Here is an 18,272-nt window from a genome sequence, read left to right on the forward strand (position 1 = left end):
GCGGATTCTTTGAACAGTTGGAGCACCGAAAGTACTACAGTTTGGAAGTCGAGTGGGGAAGACCTGGAAAAATGGGCAGGATCAGAACAGTAACTGTCCTGATTTTCAGTATATTGTATTTTATCAAAGATTTTTTTTCGGACATTCGCAAGATATCTCCGTCGTGTTTTGGTTGGTATTTTGTACCTTCATAGCTATATGTTTAAGACAACATAATTTACCTAAAGTAGGCCGGTTTTCATAAGGAAAATCGGCTTATTTTGTCTCAAGAGGCCATTTTTTTCTTAACTTAATAGCATTGAAAACCAGGTGGCTCCGGCTAAACTCCATAGGGAATTTTTAATAGCACCCAGCCCAATTTATGCATATATCCTAAATCAACCGTTGGCGAAATGGTATTTTTCCGGTATATTGAAAGCAGGTTTTCAGGTAAAGGATTTTTAAAAGATGAAATGAAGAGGAATCAAGAAAAGTAGGGTAGGACTGCCCTGTATTAGCCTGTTTATATATTTTTGCAAACAAAAAGATGTAAAGCGATTCATACAGATAGAGGGGCTTAGGATGTGAAATCAAAAGATACTCGGAGATGGATATTAAGAAAAAAGATCTAATTGTGGTAATATGTAGTTGTTTTTTGCTTATTATTGCAGTTTGAAATAAGGATAATTAAACAGTTTTTTTTACTGCTACATTTTAAAATTCAGGCCTATGTGCCTGTTGTTGCCAATTAATTGTAAACAATATAGACCGAAAGCACTCAAAATGAGTATTATTAATATATGTTTAAATTAAATTTTTAAAAAAATGATTGAAAAAACAATGAAAATGATGGCAGTTGTATTTACTACATCTTTGTTATTAACTTCTTGTTATTCTTACACGAGTGTGGTAGGAGACGGAGCTCAGGGAAATCGTCAAACGACAGAATGGAATCATTACGTAATTTATGGATTGGCACCTGTAGGCGTGTCCGATTCAAATCAAATGGCAGATGGTGCTGAAAATTACACCGTTCACACAAGGCATTCATTTGTGAACGGCTTAGTTGCTGCGATTACATTCGGTATTTATACGCCGACTACCACGACTGTAACCAAGTAATATCTGAACTAGAGAGTTTGTTAGGGACTAACAAACTCTCTTTTTTTTAATCAATTTTATGAAAAAATGGACTTTTTATGTTTCATTAATAATATCAATTATTTTTCTGATAAACATTATTGAAATATTGATAAATGATTTAAATCGACTCACTGAATATGGCTATGGATATTTGGTGGGAAAAATTATTTTACTGCTGATTTTCGCTACAATTACTCTTCTGACAAGAAAATATAAAACTGAATCTAAAGAGGAGCTGTAAAAAGGTATTGTATACAACAACTAAGTTTTGTTGTCTGCCATTTTGGGAGATAATGAATGCACTTCTGCAAAACCTGTTATCTTTTAAGGGGAAAACCGCTGAAGTGCTTTGGTAGGATTCGAACTCTAGCAGTCCTTATGAGGCGTCAATTCAGGTTAAAAGTTGATTTTTTGTGCGGGGCATCCTGTGACAGGGGTGTAAAAAAGGGCCTATTTCCGTAAATTTATAGTCAGTTGGTTTCTTCTTCCAAAAACTCCTATTTCTACAGATAATTTTCATAGGGTACTTTAACTGTATCCACAAAATTTAATTCCATATCCTAAACCAACCGTTGGTGAAATGGTATTTTTCCGGTATATTGGACTTGTGTTTTTAAGTAATGGAGTTTTTTCAAAAGAATGAAAGACGGATTCCGGAAGAGCATACGTTGGGGGCGGGTATAGGACTCATTTTTCCTTTTGTGAACAATGGGGAACAGCACTATCCATGCATATGACCGGAAGGACAAGTTTCTATGTACGGTATCCCGAAAGGTATCCCGGAAGTAATTTATACCTGATAGGCTAGTTTGAAATAAGGATGATAAACTGGTTTTTATACAACTCTATTTTTAAAATAAGGAGATAAAATAGTAGCAATAAACAAGTTGTGCTTATTGCAAAATCGTATAACTAACTAACATTAAAATGAATAGTGAAAATTTTGAAAAACACGTTCTTTTTGACAGAATTTCTCAGTTAAGTGAAACATTACAAGAAGAAAAAACAGAAAGTAAAATCGACCTTGAAAAACTTTCTTTTTTCAGAACTGCGGTAAGTTATATTGAAGACAGAATTAATATTACATTCCCTGATCTTGTCCAAAAAAGTGAAATGGATGAATTGAGTGCTGAGCTTAATGCGGCAGTTTCACAGATTAATTCTTATATAGGAAATAATAATATTGGTCATTTAACAAATGCAACTAATAACTTCAATTCAGCTCTTAATAAGATTAGAAATTTTCCTATTCCGCTATCGAAAAGCAGTTTCAACTTTTCTAGAAAGATTGCGAATTTTGAAAAAATAGTCAAGAATAAATATAATGCCCTAGAGAAAGAAAAAGATGATTTAGGTAAAGAGATTTTTAAATTTAAAGAAGAATTAGACAAGAAAAACACCAATATAGAAGAACTTACAGAGCAATTAAAAATAAAACAAAATCAAATTGAGAATTTAAACTCAACTTTTCAAACTGATTTTAATAATATAAAGTCTCAACAAAATCAAGAATTTAAGTCCTCAAAAGAAACCATTCGTTCGGAATTTAATTCTATAAAAACCAATTTTGAAAAAGAGATTGAAGGAATTAAAAATACAATCGACAGTGATACAAGTTCATTGGTTCAAGATCTCGAAACAAAATTAGATGAAGCAAAACGCTTAGTAAACGTGATAGGCAATGTAGGTGTAACAGGAAATTATCAAAATATAGCAAATGAGCATAAAGTGACCGCAAATATTTGGAGAGTGCTGGCAATAATATTTATGGCAATCTTATCTGGTCTTTTAGTTTATACAATTTGGGATGTAAGTTCAGAAAATTATGATTGGATAAAATCTGTAATTCGAATAGTCGCTGCTGCAGCATTATCATATCCAGCAACATATGCTGCAAAAGAATCTAGCAAACATCGAAAACTTGAAACACTCAATAGAAAGTTGGAACTTGAATTGGCATCATTAACCCCATTCATTGAGATGTTACCAGAAGAAGAAAAGAGAGATATAAAGATTAAGTTAGTTGAAAAATACTTTGGGAACCATATCGAATTTGAAAAGAATGGAGATATTGGTAAAGAAGAATTATCTATCGGAGGATTCGAAAAGGTAATAAAATCTCTAATTCCAATTGTTAAAAATTCTTGATTAAATTACACTAATCATATCAATTAATAATACAAATTGCGGAATACTTTCCAAAAATGATATTTTTGACTGCTTTTTAAAAACAATGTGTAACTGATAAATCTGAGTCACTTAAGCCGCAACTTGCGATATTCGGAAATTTAATTCAACAATCTCCCCCCAACACCCCCTTACTCCCTCAAACTGAATTTTTAATCAAATTTCAACCCCTTTAATTTGTATTTTACATGCATAAAAGATATTTTCATTCTGTTAATTATGTTAAACCTAAAATCAATAGACCATGAGTACCAAAAACTCAATTTCCATTCAAATCCCTGAGGAGGAGCTGACAGCTATCAGGGACGCTCTAAACACACTTAAAACTACCCTCGGCCCCTATCTGGTAGCGCTTAGCCCTTCCGAGCGGCAGACCATTCCTAAAATGGGCGATGGCACTGCCCCCTTTGGAAAAGGTGATGGAATATGCGCAGAATTGCGGACAGTTTTTACCCCCTTTTCTGGATTTGCAGGAAATGGACAAGGACTGGACACGCTATAATACCGGGTCGGAACTGGGGATAGTCAATAAACTTAGCTATTGAATTTTACCCACTTCAATTGTGAATAAATGGGGTAATGGTAGCTACAGTGCACCATCACCATCCTACGACACATTCAAAAAAGCTATTGAGCACGCAGATCCGGAAATTTGTGCAAATGCCATGATAACGTTAATTAAAATCTGTACCTATCTCTTAAAACAACAGATTAATCAATTGGAAATTGCTTTTGTCAAGGACGGAGGGCTCCGAGAACGAATGACCCGAGCCAGGATTGAACAGCGAAAAAAAGACAAATAAGTTTTTGGGACATCTTGGGACACTTGGGATGCTGTTTCACGAGTCCCAAGTGTCTCGAAAAAATCAATTAGCCAAGCAGAAACACTGGAGACACCAATTGACCAAAACCCAACGCTATTGAGTTGGCCCGGAGTAATTACGAAACATTAAAAAACGAGACTCCTCTTGTACAAGGTCGCCAAGTGCCGCCTGGCAAATCCCCAGCTACCGGATTCCAGGGGTCAACCAAGTCAGTAGAGGAGAAGGTACTTCGCTAACCGAAAAAATTTAATTTAATCAAAGAGTTCCTGCTTTTTCAAAAACTCCGGTATTTCATCCCAGCCTTCATAAGGGGCTTTGAGCGTGTCCGGGACCGGATAATCCCAAAGAATTCGGCTTTTTTTGATATCCTTGATGGGAACTTCGATAAGATAAGTTACTTGGCCTTTAGAAATTTCATTTGAGCCAATAAAATTATCAGAATGAAATTTCTCACCCCAATATGTAAAATGAAAATTAATTCTACTTCCTTGGTTTGGAATTCGGTATTTTTCTCCCAAAACACCAACTGTATAATTTTTTTCAAGGGATTTGTAGTAGTTTTCAAAAATCATATTTCCAAAGTATACAACCAATAGAACAAATATGATTTTTGCAATGGTGAGAATGAGATTTTTGTTCATGATCAATATTCGGTTGTAGAAACTTTCCCAGTTAAAATTCGAGCTGAGCCATTTATATTGGAAATTATAGAAATCACATTTCTATTTATTTCGGAATGATCTAAAAGTTTGTTATAACCGAAATTAAATCCGCCTACACCTAAATCGATAGCAGTTTCCGAAAACTGTTTTTTATTCCCAATCCCGATCGACGAGCTAAATCCGTCCTTTGCATTAATATCTATTAACGCCTGTAAAAAAAAGGCGGATTTACCAAACAAACCTGCCATTCCAATATCCGCCAAATCCACTCCCGCCAAATCTTTATTAAATATTAAACTCATCCCCATCTGCAATCCTGCCTCCATTCCCATCCGCTGTACAACGCGGGCGCCTAATCCATCCACCAACCCCCAGACCAACACTGGCGAGGCAGCCGCAGCGACCATACTGCCGGTGATGCCGTAGGATACCATCCTGCCAATACCATCCAGGTATTTGCTGTTTCTGAAAGACTGGGCTTCGGAGGTGCTGAAATGCAGCTTCCTGCCGCGCTGGTACAAATTCCTGGTGGCACGCATCCCTTCGCGGTATGCCGTGAAGCACAGGTTAGCATAGATCGGACTGCGACTTTCCCGCATAAGTCGCTGATGCGACTCAAGCAGCATTCCTAATATTCCTGACTCCGTTACTTTATTCGTTATTCTTCAAGAACTCCGGTATTTCATCCCAGCCTTCATAAGGGGCTTTTAAGGTATCCGGGACGGGATAGTCCCAAAGGATTCGGCTTTTTTCGATGTCCTTGATGGGAACTTCGATAAGATATTTATTACTTTTTATTTCGTTGGTCCCTAGATAATTTGATGCTGTTTTGAGTTTGCCGTAATACTTAAAATTAAAATCGATTGAGGTTCCCTGCCCATACATTCTATAGGTGGCTCCTAATTCTCCTATTACGTAATTTTTTTCAAAAGAACGGTATCTATCTTCATACCATTGATTGCCGAAATAAGCAAATAAAAGAACGAAAATTATCTTTAAAGCCAATTTCATTATAGCATTTTTTTTCATTTTATTGAATGAATTTTCATTGTTTCACCAACTATCATTCTTGAAGTGCCATTGATTGAAGAAATAGTTTTTATTACATTTTTATTTATTTCTGAAGTTTTAAGCAATTGGTTAAAACTTCGATTATAGCCTCCGATTCCTATATCTATACTAGTTTCATAGAGTGATTTTTTATTGCCAATTCCAAGTGAGGTGGAGAATCCTTGGTCGGGTTTTATATCAATCAAAGCATTACTTGCAAAAGCCCATTTCCCAAATAAACCTGCCATTCCAATATCTGCAAAATCCATTTTCTTAAAATTCCCGTTGAATACCAAACTCATCCCCATCTGCAATCCTGCCTCCATTCCCATCCGCTGTACAGCGCGGGCACCTAAACCATCCACCAACCCCCGGAGCAGCACCGGCGAGGCAGCCGCAGCGACCATGCTGCCGGTGATGCCGTAGGATACCATCATGCCGATGCCATCCAGGTACCTGCTGTTTCTGGATGCCTGGGCATCAGTTTCGCTGAAATGCAGCTTCCTGCCCCGCTGGTACAAGTCCCTGGCGGCACGCATCCCTTCCCGATATGCCGTCATGCCCAGGTTGCGGTAAACGGGGTTGCGGCTTTGACGCATAAGCTGCAGTTGCGATTCCAGCTGCATCCGGCTGCTCCTGTCCGGCATGCTGCTGACCGTCACCGCCGGAAGCTGAAATTCAGGACATCCCTTACAATCTCCATATAATCCTGTGGGATCCGAAAAGAGCAAGGGATTATTGAAACCAAACGCCATGGGGCTAATAGAGGTGTACATATCGGATAGTTTGTCCATGCCCCAAAATCTTCCCAATGCCGGATCGTATAAGCGGTTTGGAGTTTGATACAATCCAATTCGTTCCAGCATATAACTTCCGCCGTTAAACCCATACCTGCTCTCCTCTCTATCCGCCGCCCGGTACTCCAGCCCGCTAAGTGGCAGACCCCAGGGATCGTAGTGGTCTTCCTGCACCACCAGGGCAGATTGGGTCTGCACCTGGAAATCGTCAAACCAGACATCGGCCTCCGTTTCGTTGACCAGAAAGGCTTCCAAATGCCCATCCTTCTCAATATAAAAATTTGCTTCCAATAATTCATGCTTGCCGGCAGCATTTTTTGTCAATGACCGCTTTTCTTTGCGGTAAATTTTGCCTTGCTCGTCGTAGAGTACATACAGCATGTAGGCCTCGGGCACCGGTTTGGTTTGCAGCTCTCTGATCAGCAGATCAGCCAGCGAAAACCAGAGCAGCGGGTTGCCGGCGGCCACCGGAGTATTTCTGAATTCCGTCAAATTGTCCAGGAGGCGCGTTCTGGCGCCGGTGGAGATGAAGGTCTCCGGTTTGATAGCGAGTCCCTTGCTGTCGCGGTATTTTCCTTTCACAGATAGCCTTACCTGCTCCCCGATCTGCACTTGCTGCCTGCGTGCAGGGCCCAGTATCCGGCCACGACTGGCATTCAGCCAGGCAGAATAGCTGCCCCCGGGGGTACTGTTATGTTCTATTCCGGCCTGCCGGTTCTGGTCTATTCCTTCAAAATATCTGATTTCTTCGTTACGTTTGACCGGCTCCATGCTGGCCAGTAAAGTAGTCGTCAGCGGTTTTCTGAGCACCTGTCGCACACTGCCCAGGTGGTCCCGTACAAAAAACTCCGGCAGCCAGTTTTCATTTTCATATACAAACCGGCCTTCAGGATGAAGGAGTTGATCACTATGGCCGTTTTTCAGTATCAGTTCACCGAGGTAATCAGTTCGCTCCACCGTTTTTCCATTTTTTTCCGCCTTTCTGGATAACAATATCCCCTCGGCCAAATAGGCAAATAGCAGTTTTTCACCCGTATCGAAAACCATCTCCTCGGGAAGGTCCAGGTGATTGTACCGGATATGGCGGATGCCCTTATCGGGATTGGCAATCAGGTTGCCGTTAGCGTCGTAACGGTAATGGTCACCGGCTGGAGATGCACTAAAATCGTTTGCTTCAAAGCCAGCGTTCGGCACTGCATCGCTAATGCTTTCCAGCCGGTTGCTGTGGGGTGCATAGCCGTAGCTGAGCCGGTCCACCTCCCCAAAGCGTTCAGCCGCTTGCCGGTTGCTGCGGGTTAGGGAGAGGATATTGCCGTTGGCATCATAGCGCAGGTCCCGGAGACTGTAGCGGTCCTGGTGTGCCGGGCTTCCGGGAACCGCATAGGTAGCTTCCCTCAGCCTACCGGCCGGATCGTAACCAAAGAGGTATTTTCTTTGTTGCCCATCCCTACCTTTCCAAACCATTTCAGAAATATGGCCATTGTAAAGGGGTTTGGTACCGGTCTCGTGCGAAAGCGTGAAGGAAAACAGACTGGGGTCTTTGCCTTCCGGGATGACGGCACTCGTCCAGCCGCGAATGTGACGTTGATGGTGGAAGGGTGCCAGTCCTCCCGGGTTTTTTGTGGCCAGCTCTCCGGTCATGCCGTAGGCATACCTTGCCACTAGGGTTTCCGTTTGCCCAGACATGCGTCGTTGTATGGTATTGAGATAGCCTTCCGGACTGTAGCTGTAGCTGTCCGAATAGTCCAGTGTCACTGATCCGTTGAGCCGGGTATTTGATTCAAGTATTCTTCCGCTAAAGTCGTAAGTAAAAGTTTGACGGCTTTCCCCTTCCAGGTGATCTTCTTTCAGCAGATTTATGACCCTGCCCTCCTTGTCGTAATGAACGGCCCTTTCAGTGAGCAGGTCTGCGCGTACCAGTCCACCCGTATAGAATCCTGTTGCGGGAAGAGAGGGAGAATTCTGAAAGGCCTTTTTGCTTTTGCTGTAATCATCATAATAGTTGACGGTAAGAACCCGACCTTCCTCGCGGGGGAAATTTCCGTCCGCGGTCATTTTCTCCGGTTGAGGACCTATATCTGCTGCAAAACTCCGTTTCCCCTGAGCGATAAAGTGAAATCCCGGTTTCAGGATCACCGCCTTTGCGGCGGTATAGCGCTCGTGGCCCTCAAAAGAGCTGCTGCTGATGGTCTGCCCGTACCGAACCCTTCCAGTTGCCGAAGTCGGCTGTTCATGGTGGGGGTCCTCCCCGTCCAGGATCTTTTGGAGGGTTTCCCTCTCCCGTTCATCGGTGGTGATTCCGGTTTTTACCGGGCGGTTGTGGACATCATATCGGGTATAGCGCCATTTACCTGCTGCCAGCAGGTTGCCATCCCTGCTGCCCACGAGCCGGTCGCGGCGATCGTAGAGATATTCTTCTTTTCCTTTTCCCGGGCTTTTCTTTTCGATCAACCGTTTTTTTCCATCAAATTGATAGAGGAAATACAAGCCTTCAGCCAGATCGGCATCGCCGGAGCGTTGCCAGTCGCTGTCCAGAACTTCTATTGCTTTGGGTGGGAGTATTGCACGCAGATCGCCTAAAATATCGTATATGTAATAGGTACAGTGCCATCCTGTGTGGGCCTGTGTGGGTTTATCCGTCGCCTGAATTTTTTTAAGTATTACTCTTCCCAGCCTGTCGGTGTACACCAGGCTGCGCATGCCTTCTCCGTCGGAAATGATATTTACCCAAAGCTTCCCTGCTTCAAAGCTTTCCTGGGTGAGGGGCAAGCCATTTTCGTCGATGGTCCATATCCTCACCTGCTCTTCCGCCAAATTGGGCCGCTGTTGATATTCCGTTTCTCTACCAGACCCTTGTTGCCAGGCTTTGCCGGGCGGAGATTGGGATTGAGGGATTTGGAGGGCAGAGGGCTGATAGGTTGTTTCCTGATAACCAAAGGCATCTCCTGCATAGTGTTGCTGATGAAAGGCAGCATGCTCGGCTTCAAAGCCGGGCCGGAAGTCCCCGGCAAGCTCAGGAGCTGCAATGGCATAGGGCATGTACTGCCGGCCCAGCCTGCCAAAGGCATCGTAATGGATGGGTTGCACGATGTCGCCCCCACCTGGGGAGGCACCCTGTTGGATAAGCTGTATTTCCCTGCCCAGACCGTCCAGATACAGGTTGGTTTTGATCATTGAGGAGGCAGTCTGCAGTGCAGCAACTTTTTTTACCGGCTCCTGAGGCCGGAAAGTACGTATATGGTTTCCCTGGGCGATAGCTGATATTCCCGGAAAAAAAAGCCATATCAGGAGGAAGAGTAGCGTGGATCTGGTTTTCATGGCTTTATCTGTTTTGGCTTTGATAGGTATAGGCATAATGTTCCAGAATGTCCCTATCCATGTTTCGGATGGTGGCCAGTCTCCCCAGGGCGTCGTATTCATAGTATTTGGTGTAGTGCCTTTGGTCTGTATGGCTGCTGATGCCAAGGAGGGGTTCGTAGGTGTAAGTCTCCATAAATGCATCTTTGGGATGCAGTCTTAACTCATCCACCAATACGCCCTGGCCTGCAAGGGTAACCCGGTCGTCTGTAACTTCTCTTTGGATCAGTTGCCAGTCATCGGTCAACATCTCTGTTTTACCCATAAAGGTCCATGCCCCGGAAGTCCTGCTGCTGGTTTTTTTAGCCCAGAAGGAAAGTAAAAAGAGGTTTTCCAGATCTGCAGGGATATTGGATTTACTAATGCTACCCCTTCCGAGGTGGTACAGGTTGTTCCCGGTTTTGGAACTTTTGTCGGAATACGGTTCTCCGCCAAAGGACCAACCTCCCTTCTCGGCAGACTCAAAGGAAGTGTAGGCAATTTCATTTGCAGCCGCATTTTGTACAGTTGCGGCCATCAGGCTACCTTCTTCAATCCAGAGAAAACTTTCACTGGGATCGGTTCTGGATTTTTGCTCCAGAATATTTCCGTAAACATCATAAGATAAAATGCTAAGTTCATTATAACTGGGCTGGTCAGCATGTTTTTTATGCAGTCCCACAGGTAAATTTTTCCCATGGTACCTTTTCATTTCCAACTGTTGTTGTTCCAGAAGTTTTCCACCTGATTTTTTAAGCTGGGCAAGATTGAGAGCTATCCTGTTGGCTTCCATCAGGCCGGCTAAAACTGCGGTCTGCCCGGCGGCATTCATACTTTCGGGGATATTGAATGGGTAATAATAATACTCTTCCTGAGTAGTGTTTTGAGATAAGAAAAAGGTCTTCTCAATGGGGAGCAGATAGGTTTCATCGTAGGTAATCCTGCTGACTTTTTCAAAGGCAGCACCTGTCTGGATATCATATTGAATTTCTTGAATTTCAATGAGTGGATTCCAGACTGTGGTATTGTAATATTTCAGGTAACGCACATCCTGGCACCCCCCTGGTCCGTATCCCATACAGGAGAAGGTAAAGTTCTCGTGCCTCAGCTTTTCACTTGGTTGATAGGAATAAACTAATTCTCTGGACTTTTTGAACCCCTCGTCGGTCTGCGCAAAATAAATTTCCCTTACCGGGACGCCTCGTTTGACTTCGTTGCTTCGGATAATGCCTGTTGGAGCAAGGTACCGTGTCTGGTCGGGGAAATCTTTTGGTGAAAGAAATTGGTAATCGGTACGAAGAATTACACCTTGTTCATTTTCCCTGATTTCCTTTACGTTGGCGTAGCCAAAGAAATCTGCGTTTGCAGATAGGGGAACCTGAGAAAATGACCGCAATTCGAATTTCATACAATGATCTACGAGGATATCATTTCTGCCCGGAACCTTTTCGGCAACTGTATTAAAAGTAACAAGGTCGTATTTTGGAAAGGAGGCAAGGGAGCCCGAGGAAAGGCTGTCTGCTTCCTGCTCGTAGCGGTATTCGATGGTTTCCGTTTGGTTGCCAAAATCTTTGGTAATGGATTTGATTCTTAGCCCACCTACCAGCACTTCAATCTGTCCGGTTTCCTCTTGTTTGGGTGGGTTTTTCCTTCCAGAAACGGAAGCGGATACTCCTGCTAGAATCCTTCTCGGCCCCTCCAGTACCAATTCGTATTGGGTACCTGCTTTTAACCATAGCTCACCTGAAATGCTCCCCTTTCTCATATTGTCGGAAAGCAAACTGATAAAGGACCGTTCAGCAGCAGAATACAAGTATATATCCAGTGTTCCAACGCAATCTTTCCCACGCCCGTCACAATCTCTCATATCATTCAAGTGGACGGTATATTGAATCAATTTTAGTGTATCAATAGGTGATCCCGCAGGTTCCACCTGGAAGATGGCTTTGGTGTTCTGGCTATTTACTGAGGCAGAATATCTGGGTTGATCTTCCTCGAGGACTATGGGACTGAAAAAATTGTAATACTCTCCTGAGCTGACCACCGCCTTATTGCTTTCCATTTCATAGGTAATGCTTCCTCCGGTTGGGTAGGTGATTTTCTTTAGCGAGCCTATCAATGCCTTGTCAGGTACAACCAACCGGTTGGCATTGGCATTACGGAATTTTAAATATTGGGGGATAAGGCTCTGATTGCTCTGTCCATTGTAGAAACCCCAATGATCCTGGGAATAGGAGAATAAATGAGGCAATTCATCGCCCCGATATTCTATTTGGTACAGCAATTCCGGGCTTGCCGTATTTTCCCGGATGTTCAGCAGGCGAAGCCTTTTGTTAGGGGTCGCCCTGGCAATAAAATCAGGAAGATCAATGTGCTGGTTTGATAAAGTGGACCGATAGTAATCATGGTCAAAGGAAAAGGATTTGATCAGTCGCCCCTGGCTGGATATCACTTTCAATCCGGAAAGCCTCCTGGCGCTGGCATCCTGCCGGTCATTCCGGCCTTCCAATTCAATTTTTCCCAAACCAAACTGTATAGAAATCAATTGTTTTCCCCTAACGGTAACCTCTGAATACCCATCGGTAATTTTGTCGGTTCCGCAGACGCCCTTGCCCGAACTTCCACTTAGGAAATACGAGGCCGATTGCGCGGACCTGGAGTAGTAAGATTCGGTATACCCTTCATAATGGAAGGTTATCTCCCGACCGCGGTAGCTAATGATCTTGGTCAGATGCCAGGCAGAAATGTAGTTGGAGCGGTAGGGAGTCGATCTGGCCTCAGAGATATCTTCTGTGACCGTTCGTTCCGTGTCCTGAAAGATATATTGGTTTCCATTCTCGTCCCGAACCTTCCAGCCAATAATGCTGCCGTTTAGCGTTTCATATTCAATTTTCAGATTGCTGGCATTCAGAAAGTTGATTGAACCGTTTTTCCCGAGTACAAATTTTCCCGAATAACTGCCGAAAGTGAAGTGAAATATGTCCTGCTCAAAATCAATTACTCCTGACTGGGACCGGTTGTAGTAATCCACTAACTCATTAAGCGATAGCTGGTCGGGAATAACGTGATGGTTGACATAACCACTTCGGGACCGGTCGGATTCGTCCGGAAGGCCCTTCAGCGTTCTGCTGATGCTCCCGCCCGCATTCAGGGCCCATCCCAGGCCTGCCCATCCGGCCCTTTCCTCTACCCGGATACCCCCGGCATGGTAGCTCATGGTTATGGGCATTTCAAGGTCTTGTTCTACAATAGTGTATAAAGGTATGTTGATATCGGGAATACCGGAATAGCGGGATATCCGGGTATCTGCAAATTTGGCTAAAGCACTCACTTCCGGAGAAGGTGGGAGGGTCTGTGTTTTGAGTTCGATTTGCTGGCCAACAGCCAAAGTAGGGATCAAATTCAATATAAGGATCAGCCTACCCAACATGGGAATGTCCCAAATGGAATTTTTGAAGATAGTAGGTGTGTTCATCTTAAAATTTATTGAGGTTTTGAAAAATAGGATTTCTGTTGTCGGTGGATACCCGTAACTTTCAGCTTGGTTTTACCGGTTATTCATCCTTTTTCCGGAGTTGAAGTTGGTTGACCTTCGCTTCCAGCGCTGAAATTTTCTCTTCGCACTGTATGAGGTAGAGGGTCAGTTCCTCTATCTTTTCCAGCAGGAGGCGGGATGTTTCGGCCAGTGGCAGCCCTTCCTGCTGGTAATGAGATGCAGGTTGAAATCCGGGAAGCCGACCATGGGATATGATGTGCTGCTTTACCTTTGCCAGGGGAGGGAGGTAGTAATCCGCAGAAAAAACATAATCCGGCCAGTTGGCGACTTCCAGTTTGAGCTCTCTGGCACGGATGTTCCCATTGACTGTCAGTCTTGCATCAGGCGTACTGGTGCCGATTCCTATTTTGCCGTTGTGTAGCAGGCGCATCAGGCTGCGGTTGCCGGTGGTCTGAATGTCGAGGCCGCCGGCAGCCCCTATTCCGTTGCCGCCAACGCGAATGCGAGCCGTATTTTCAAACCAGTTGAGCGAGGCCGTTGCAGATGGATTACCTGGATTCATGGCCTGCAGGTTGGATGTGGATCTGATATAGCCATCCACGATCAGGCTCTGATTGATTTTTTCCTGGGCATACAAATTTCCCAGGCACAGGCATAAAAGCCCGGTGAGGGAGGATAAAAAGCGTTTCATAAAATTTGAGGCACTATTCGGTTAATACATGATAATGCCGTACTCCTGTCTACAGGGTAAAAACAAGCTTGGGTAAACGAAGGCCTTTAGGCAATAAGGGTAAATGGCATTCAAAAAGTCACACGGGACTGCATCGACACCTGAAGGCTAATGAATTGGTAGATTTGTTTTTGAAAAAAGCTGTTTAATGTCAACAGTTTTCGGCTTTGCAGTTGATTGAAATACCTTTTTGCCCGAAAGTTCAACGGCTTTGGCAGCAAAAAGTACCCTTGACAATACAAATGTCAGCAAAGAATCGGCGGTAGTTAAATTGGCTATTGACAAATTACGGAGAGTGAAGTTAGTTAATTTATTCAAATATCCAAATTTTTTGATGAATAAATTCTGTTTATGTATTGGCTATGGCGTTTTCCCATTTCCCGCTGTTTACAGGTATGCGCTGAGCTAGTCCAAAGCTGCCGACAGAATTCAGTTCATCAAGTGGTATGCCTTAGCGGATCACAGAATGAAATACCCGGACATTACTTTAGCTGAGGATGTAACTTTTTCGATGGTATTCACTAAATTAACTTTTCATTCTAACCTACATCTCATGAAACCAATTGACAAAAAAGACCTGGACCAGGAAGTATTTGACCTGTATGACGATTATGCCCATAGCCGTATTGAACGAAGGGACTTTATACAGCGCCTGTCCAAATTTGCCGTAGGCGGCCTTACCGTATCGGCCATTATGGGCTACCTGATGCCCAACTATGCTGCGGCCCGCCGTTATACCCAGGACGATCCCCGGCTGATCTCCGAATATGTGACCTACAGCTCTCCCAAGGGTGCCGGTACCATGAAAGGCCTGCTGACAAGACCCAAGGACCATACCGGTCCGCTGCCTGGCATTCTGGTGGTACACGAAAACCGTGGACTGAATCCCTATATCGAGGATACAGCCCATCAGGCGGCACTAGATGGCTTTATCGCCTTTGCGCCGGATGCACTTACTCCCTTTGGGGGCTATCCGGGCACGGATGATGAAGGCCGCACCATGCAGTCCAAACGGGAGCGGGAAGACATGCTGCAGGATTTTATAGCCGGCTACGAAATGCTGAAAAACCATGAACATTGTACGGGTAAAGCCGGCGTAGTGGGCTTCTGCTTTGGCGGCTGGATATCCAATATGATGGCTGTCCGTGTGCCGGACCTGGACGCCGCTGTTCCCTTCTATGGCGGGCAGCCCACGGCGGAAGAAGTGCCCCAGATCCAGGCACCGCTGATGCTGCATTTTGCCGGGCTGGACACCCGCGTGAATGCCGGATGGCCGGATTATGAAAAAGAGCTGAAGGCGCACAACAAAGAATACCAGGCCTTTATGTATCCCGAGGTAAACCATGGTTTTCACAACCACTCCACCCCCCGCTACGATGAGGAGGCTGCCAAACTGGCCTGGGAAAGGACCATAGGGTTTTTTAAGGAGAAGTTGGGTTGATGTCCGGGCCTTGGGCGAGGATAATGGAGTGTACTGGTGCAGAAAGGAGAAGGGCTGCATTCTCCTTTCTGTTTCCTGGCTAAGAGTGGTGATGGTGGTTTTTATCGGCATAGACTCACCGACTGCCGACAGGCAAGCATCCGGCCTCAGAAAAACATAAAATAAAAACATGAAAAATTTCCTGTCTACACTACTGGTACCCATTTTCTTGCTGGCCTGCAAGAGCGATCCTTCGGCCTCTGAGAAGGTGGAGGGAATTGACCTATCCATCGATACGGTGATGATAGATACCGGAGAGGATATCATCAACCTGCGTTTTGGGATCTATTTTTCTGGTCTCAGTAAGGATGGGAAGTATCTTTACAATTCAGGAGGTACCAGTCCCTATCTGGAAAGAATCAATCTGGAGACCCTGGAATTTGAAGAGAAGATGGATTTTGAAACCGACGGGCCCAATGCTTTTGGTGCCTATGTATATGGGGTGAGTGCGGACGTCAATAATAACCTGATTTTGACAAGCTGGGATGGTACGAGTATATTTACCCGGGACAAACAAAAACTGAAAATGTACCAGCTAACCGGCAGGGAATTTGACGGGGATCGATTGGAGGGCAGAGAGCAATTTATTTCAAAAATTATCCCCTCCGGCGACTATAAGACCGTGTATGGCCTGACGGAGAATTATGAGACGAGCGATATCTTTTTTGCAATCCTGGATGAAGAAAGCGCTTCACTCCAGAAAATAAAACTGGGGGGATTTGAGAAGGCAAGTGAGTTTTCGGTAAGGCACAGTATGGGCGGCGGCGCCACCATTTCTCCCCAAAACACAGAAATAGCGAGGTTGGGAGATAAACTGGTCATTACCAATCCGGTATTCAGCAGGATAGCGGTTTATGATCTGGTCGATGAGAACCTGAAATATTACGATTGTAGACCCAGCCTCACTGCAAGCGAAAAGGTGGGCAAATATGTAGGGGAGGTCGATTCCAGAGAGGCTTTCGAAAGTGAAGTGGCCAAGATAAAAGAGGAGGTTACCTTCCTGCCCCTGATGTATGACGAGGACAATGACCGGTACCTGCGCCTGTCTCTCATAGGGCAATCAACGATAAACGAGGCAGGCCTGGAGGAAATTACCGATTATCAGGTGTTTGTCAGTATCCTTAACGGTGCTTTTGAAGTAATCAGGGAGGAGGAAATCGGGGATGAGGTGGGGAAACTTTTTTCTGCCGGTACCCAAAAGCCATTTGTGAAAGACGGGAAAATATGGCTGTATCTGAATGTCAATGACGAATTGGCATTTGTACGCCTGGGGCTGGCTGGGTAGAGATTTATTTCCGCTGTTATTCTTCCCAGCCAAACGAAGCGGCCACCGGGTAATGATCGGAAAGCCGGTCCGGTGCGCCGGAATTGATTACCTCCGCATGCGTGCAGGCAGCCTCAAACCAGGGACTTACCAGGATGTAGTCGATGCGCTGTTTGTATGCGGCGCGCTGGGCCGGATCGAGATCACGGGTGATCATGGGGGTAGGGAATGAAGACTTCCGGTTTTCCGCGGTGTGGACCTGTACCACATCGATCAGGGGGAGGGACAAAAACCTGGACATTACGCTGTAATCAAAATGGCCCCGGCGCAGGGTTTGGTAGGCATCCGGGCCCTGTTCGGCCAATCGCAGGCTGTCGCTTTGCTGATTTCGGCTCAGCGTTTCGGGATGTGCCCGGTCAAATCCGGCATCGAAAGGGGAGTGGGCATTAAAATCTCCTAGCACCATGAATTTTTTCTGATCATTTTTGATGAGCACATTTTCGATATAGGTGGAGATGATCTCTGCCTCAGATCGCCGGAATTGCCAGTCGTGCGGACTGAGGTGAACCACCAGAAAATCGATATCCCGGGTTTTGGCATGCAGCATGCCGTGCCATAATCCACCAAGCATGCGGCTTTTTAGTTCAAGCGGGGTTTTGGAGGTGATGCCAATGGGATAGCCATCTTCTTTCAAAAGCAGGCTGTAGGGATGCCCCCATTCCCGGGCCAGCCGGGCGAGTTTCTCCGGAGTAAAGGCATTGAGCTCCTGTAAACCTATCACATCTGCGTCTTGCTCTTTGAGCCATTGGACCATTGCCTGCTGCCGGTCCAGGTCCTTTCCCCAGTCAAATCCATTCCAGATGTTATAGCTGATGACTTTGAGGGATTGGTTTTGGGCGGATACTTCAGGCAGAAGAAATGCAAAAAGCGCAAGGATGATTATAGGTAGTCTCATGGTGTGTGGAGATGGTTTGGTATTTCCGATGGCAGCGTAGGGTGCAGAAAACTGAAAGCAGAAAGGTTTTTTGCGGAGATTTCCTTTTCCATGCACCTAAGTTACTAAATTATCCGGTTGACAGCAGGGTCCGGGAAGAAAATGATCAGCAGCAGGAGGAAAGAAAAGCTGGCATGCAAGGCGAAATCCGGGTGAACTGGTGGGGTTGACAATGCGCTTGCCTGACACGTTCCTATGCCGGGTTTTCTGCATTTGCCAAAGTCAGCAGGTTACCACAGTGCGGAGCAAAAGGGAGTTTCGAAATGGTATACTGCGCATAAAGCAGCCCGGATAGGGAGTAAAATTAAATCCTGATTGCGCCAATTTTTG

Annotated in this window: 13 protein-coding genes; 6 read left to right on the plus strand and 7 right to left on the minus strand. The window is 44.8% G+C overall.

Going from position 1 to position 18,272, the window contains the following annotated elements; translation table 11 throughout:
• Positions 1–804: 804 nt before the first annotated feature.
• The 4 genes from BUB19_RS17105 to BUB19_RS24670 all read left to right on the plus strand — a co-directional run bounded on the left by BUB19_RS17105 (position 805) and on the right by BUB19_RS24670 (position 4,112).
• Positions 805–1,101: a Bor family protein gene (locus BUB19_RS17105; protein ID WP_073096039.1), complete on the plus strand. Its 297-nt coding sequence runs from the start codon at positions 805–807 to the stop codon at positions 1,099–1,101.
• Positions 1,102–2,049: 948 nt separating this feature from the next.
• A complete protein-coding gene (locus tag BUB19_RS17115) occupies positions 2,050–3,270 on the plus strand; it encodes a coiled-coil domain-containing protein (protein WP_073096042.1) in 1,221 nt (406 codons plus the stop codon).
• A 283-nt stretch (positions 3,271–3,553) separates the two neighbouring features.
• Entirely contained in the window at positions 3,554–3,811 is a 258-nt protein-coding gene (locus BUB19_RS17120) for a hypothetical protein (protein ID WP_073096044.1), read from the plus strand.
• 61 nt (positions 3,812–3,872) lie between these two features.
• Positions 3,873–4,112, plus strand: coding sequence for a four helix bundle suffix domain-containing protein (locus BUB19_RS24670; RefSeq protein WP_262485843.1), 240 nt, complete (start codon positions 3,873–3,875; stop codon positions 4,110–4,112).
• A 272-nt stretch (positions 4,113–4,384) separates the two neighbouring features.
• Here BUB19_RS24670 and BUB19_RS17130 read toward each other — a convergent pair whose 3' ends face one another.
• The 6 genes from BUB19_RS17130 to BUB19_RS17155 form a co-directional block, all read right to left on the minus strand.
• Positions 4,385–4,774, minus strand: coding sequence for a hypothetical protein (locus tag BUB19_RS17130; protein ID WP_084097408.1), 390 nt, complete (start codon positions 4,772–4,774; stop codon positions 4,385–4,387).
• A 2-nt stretch (positions 4,775–4,776) separates the two neighbouring features.
• Positions 4,777–5,229, minus strand: a complete 453-nt coding sequence (locus BUB19_RS17135) for a hypothetical protein (RefSeq protein ID WP_178371523.1) — start codon at positions 5,227–5,229, stop codon at positions 4,777–4,779.
• Positions 5,230–5,446: 217 nt separating this feature from the next.
• The gene (locus tag BUB19_RS17140) at positions 5,447–5,806 is read right to left on the minus strand and encodes a hypothetical protein (RefSeq protein WP_143156076.1); all 360 of its coding nucleotides are present in this window, start codon (positions 5,804–5,806) and stop codon (positions 5,447–5,449) included.
• Positions 5,807–5,820: 14 nt separating this feature from the next.
• Positions 5,821–9,960 (minus strand): DUF6443 domain-containing protein, encoded by a 4,140-nt coding sequence (locus BUB19_RS17145; protein WP_178371524.1) that lies wholly within the window; start codon positions 9,958–9,960, stop codon positions 5,821–5,823.
• Positions 9,961–9,964: 4 nt separating this feature from the next.
• On the minus strand, positions 9,965–13,453 hold the full coding sequence (locus tag BUB19_RS24230) for a hypothetical protein (RefSeq protein ID WP_073096051.1): 3,489 nt from the start codon (positions 13,451–13,453) through the stop codon (positions 9,965–9,967).
• A gap of 79 nt (positions 13,454–13,532) precedes the next feature.
• A complete protein-coding gene (locus BUB19_RS17155; protein ID WP_073096052.1) occupies positions 13,533–14,165 on the minus strand; it encodes a hypothetical protein in 633 nt (210 codons plus the stop codon).
• Positions 14,166–14,757: 592 nt separating this feature from the next.
• On the opposite strand from BUB19_RS17155, the gene BUB19_RS17160 reads away from it, so the two are divergent.
• Together BUB19_RS17160 and BUB19_RS17165 are read left to right on the plus strand one after the other, a co-directional pair.
• Positions 14,758–15,645: a dienelactone hydrolase family protein gene (locus BUB19_RS17160; protein WP_073096054.1), complete on the plus strand. Its 888-nt coding sequence runs from the start codon at positions 14,758–14,760 to the stop codon at positions 15,643–15,645.
• 169 nt (positions 15,646–15,814) lie between these two features.
• On the plus strand, positions 15,815–16,969 hold the full coding sequence (locus BUB19_RS17165; protein ID WP_073096056.1) for a DUF4221 family protein: 1,155 nt from the start codon (positions 15,815–15,817) through the stop codon (positions 16,967–16,969).
• A 16-nt stretch (positions 16,970–16,985) separates the two neighbouring features.
• Here BUB19_RS17165 and BUB19_RS17170 read toward each other — a convergent pair whose 3' ends face one another.
• A complete protein-coding gene (locus tag BUB19_RS17170) occupies positions 16,986–17,903 on the minus strand; it encodes an endonuclease/exonuclease/phosphatase family protein (protein WP_073096249.1) in 918 nt (305 codons plus the stop codon).
• Positions 17,904–18,272: the final 369 nt, after the last annotated feature.

The organism is Cyclobacterium lianum, assembly GCF_900143075.1.
GTDB classification, from domain to species: domain Bacteria; phylum Bacteroidota; class Bacteroidia; order Cytophagales; family Cyclobacteriaceae; genus Cyclobacterium; species Cyclobacterium lianum.

Excerpts from the sequence above, each read along its gene's own strand:
- BUB19_RS17105 (WP_073096039.1), top strand. The coding sequence starts at position 805 with ATGATTGAAAAAACAATGAAAATGATGGCAGTTGTATTTACTACATCT.
- BUB19_RS17115 (WP_073096042.1), top strand. The coding sequence starts at position 2,050 with ATGAATAGTGAAAATTTTGAAAAACACGTTCTTTTTGACAGAATTTCT.
- BUB19_RS17120 (WP_073096044.1), top strand. The coding sequence starts at position 3,554 with ATGAGTACCAAAAACTCAATTTCCATTCAAATCCCTGAGGAGGAGCTG.
- BUB19_RS17130 (WP_084097408.1), bottom strand. The coding sequence starts at position 4,774 with ATGAACAAAAATCTCATTCTCACCATTGCAAAAATCATATTTGTTCTA.
- BUB19_RS17135 (WP_178371523.1), bottom strand. The coding sequence starts at position 5,229 with ATGGTATCCTACGGCATCACCGGCAGTATGGTCGCTGCGGCTGCCTCG.
- BUB19_RS17140 (WP_143156076.1), bottom strand. The coding sequence starts at position 5,806 with ATGAAATTGGCTTTAAAGATAATTTTCGTTCTTTTATTTGCTTATTTC.
- BUB19_RS17145 (WP_178371524.1), bottom strand. The coding sequence starts at position 9,960 with ATGAAAACCAGATCCACGCTACTCTTCCTCCTGATATGGCTTTTTTTT.
- BUB19_RS24230 (WP_073096051.1), bottom strand. The coding sequence starts at position 13,453 with ATGAACACACCTACTATCTTCAAAAATTCCATTTGGGACATTCCCATG.
- BUB19_RS17155 (WP_073096052.1), bottom strand. The coding sequence starts at position 14,165 with ATGAAACGCTTTTTATCCTCCCTCACCGGGCTTTTATGCCTGTGCCTG.
- BUB19_RS17160 (WP_073096054.1), top strand. The coding sequence starts at position 14,758 with ATGAAACCAATTGACAAAAAAGACCTGGACCAGGAAGTATTTGACCTG.
- BUB19_RS17165 (WP_073096056.1), top strand. The coding sequence starts at position 15,815 with ATGAAAAATTTCCTGTCTACACTACTGGTACCCATTTTCTTGCTGGCC.
- BUB19_RS17170 (WP_073096249.1), bottom strand. The coding sequence starts at position 17,903 with ATGAGACTACCTATAATCATCCTTGCGCTTTTTGCATTTCTTCTGCCT.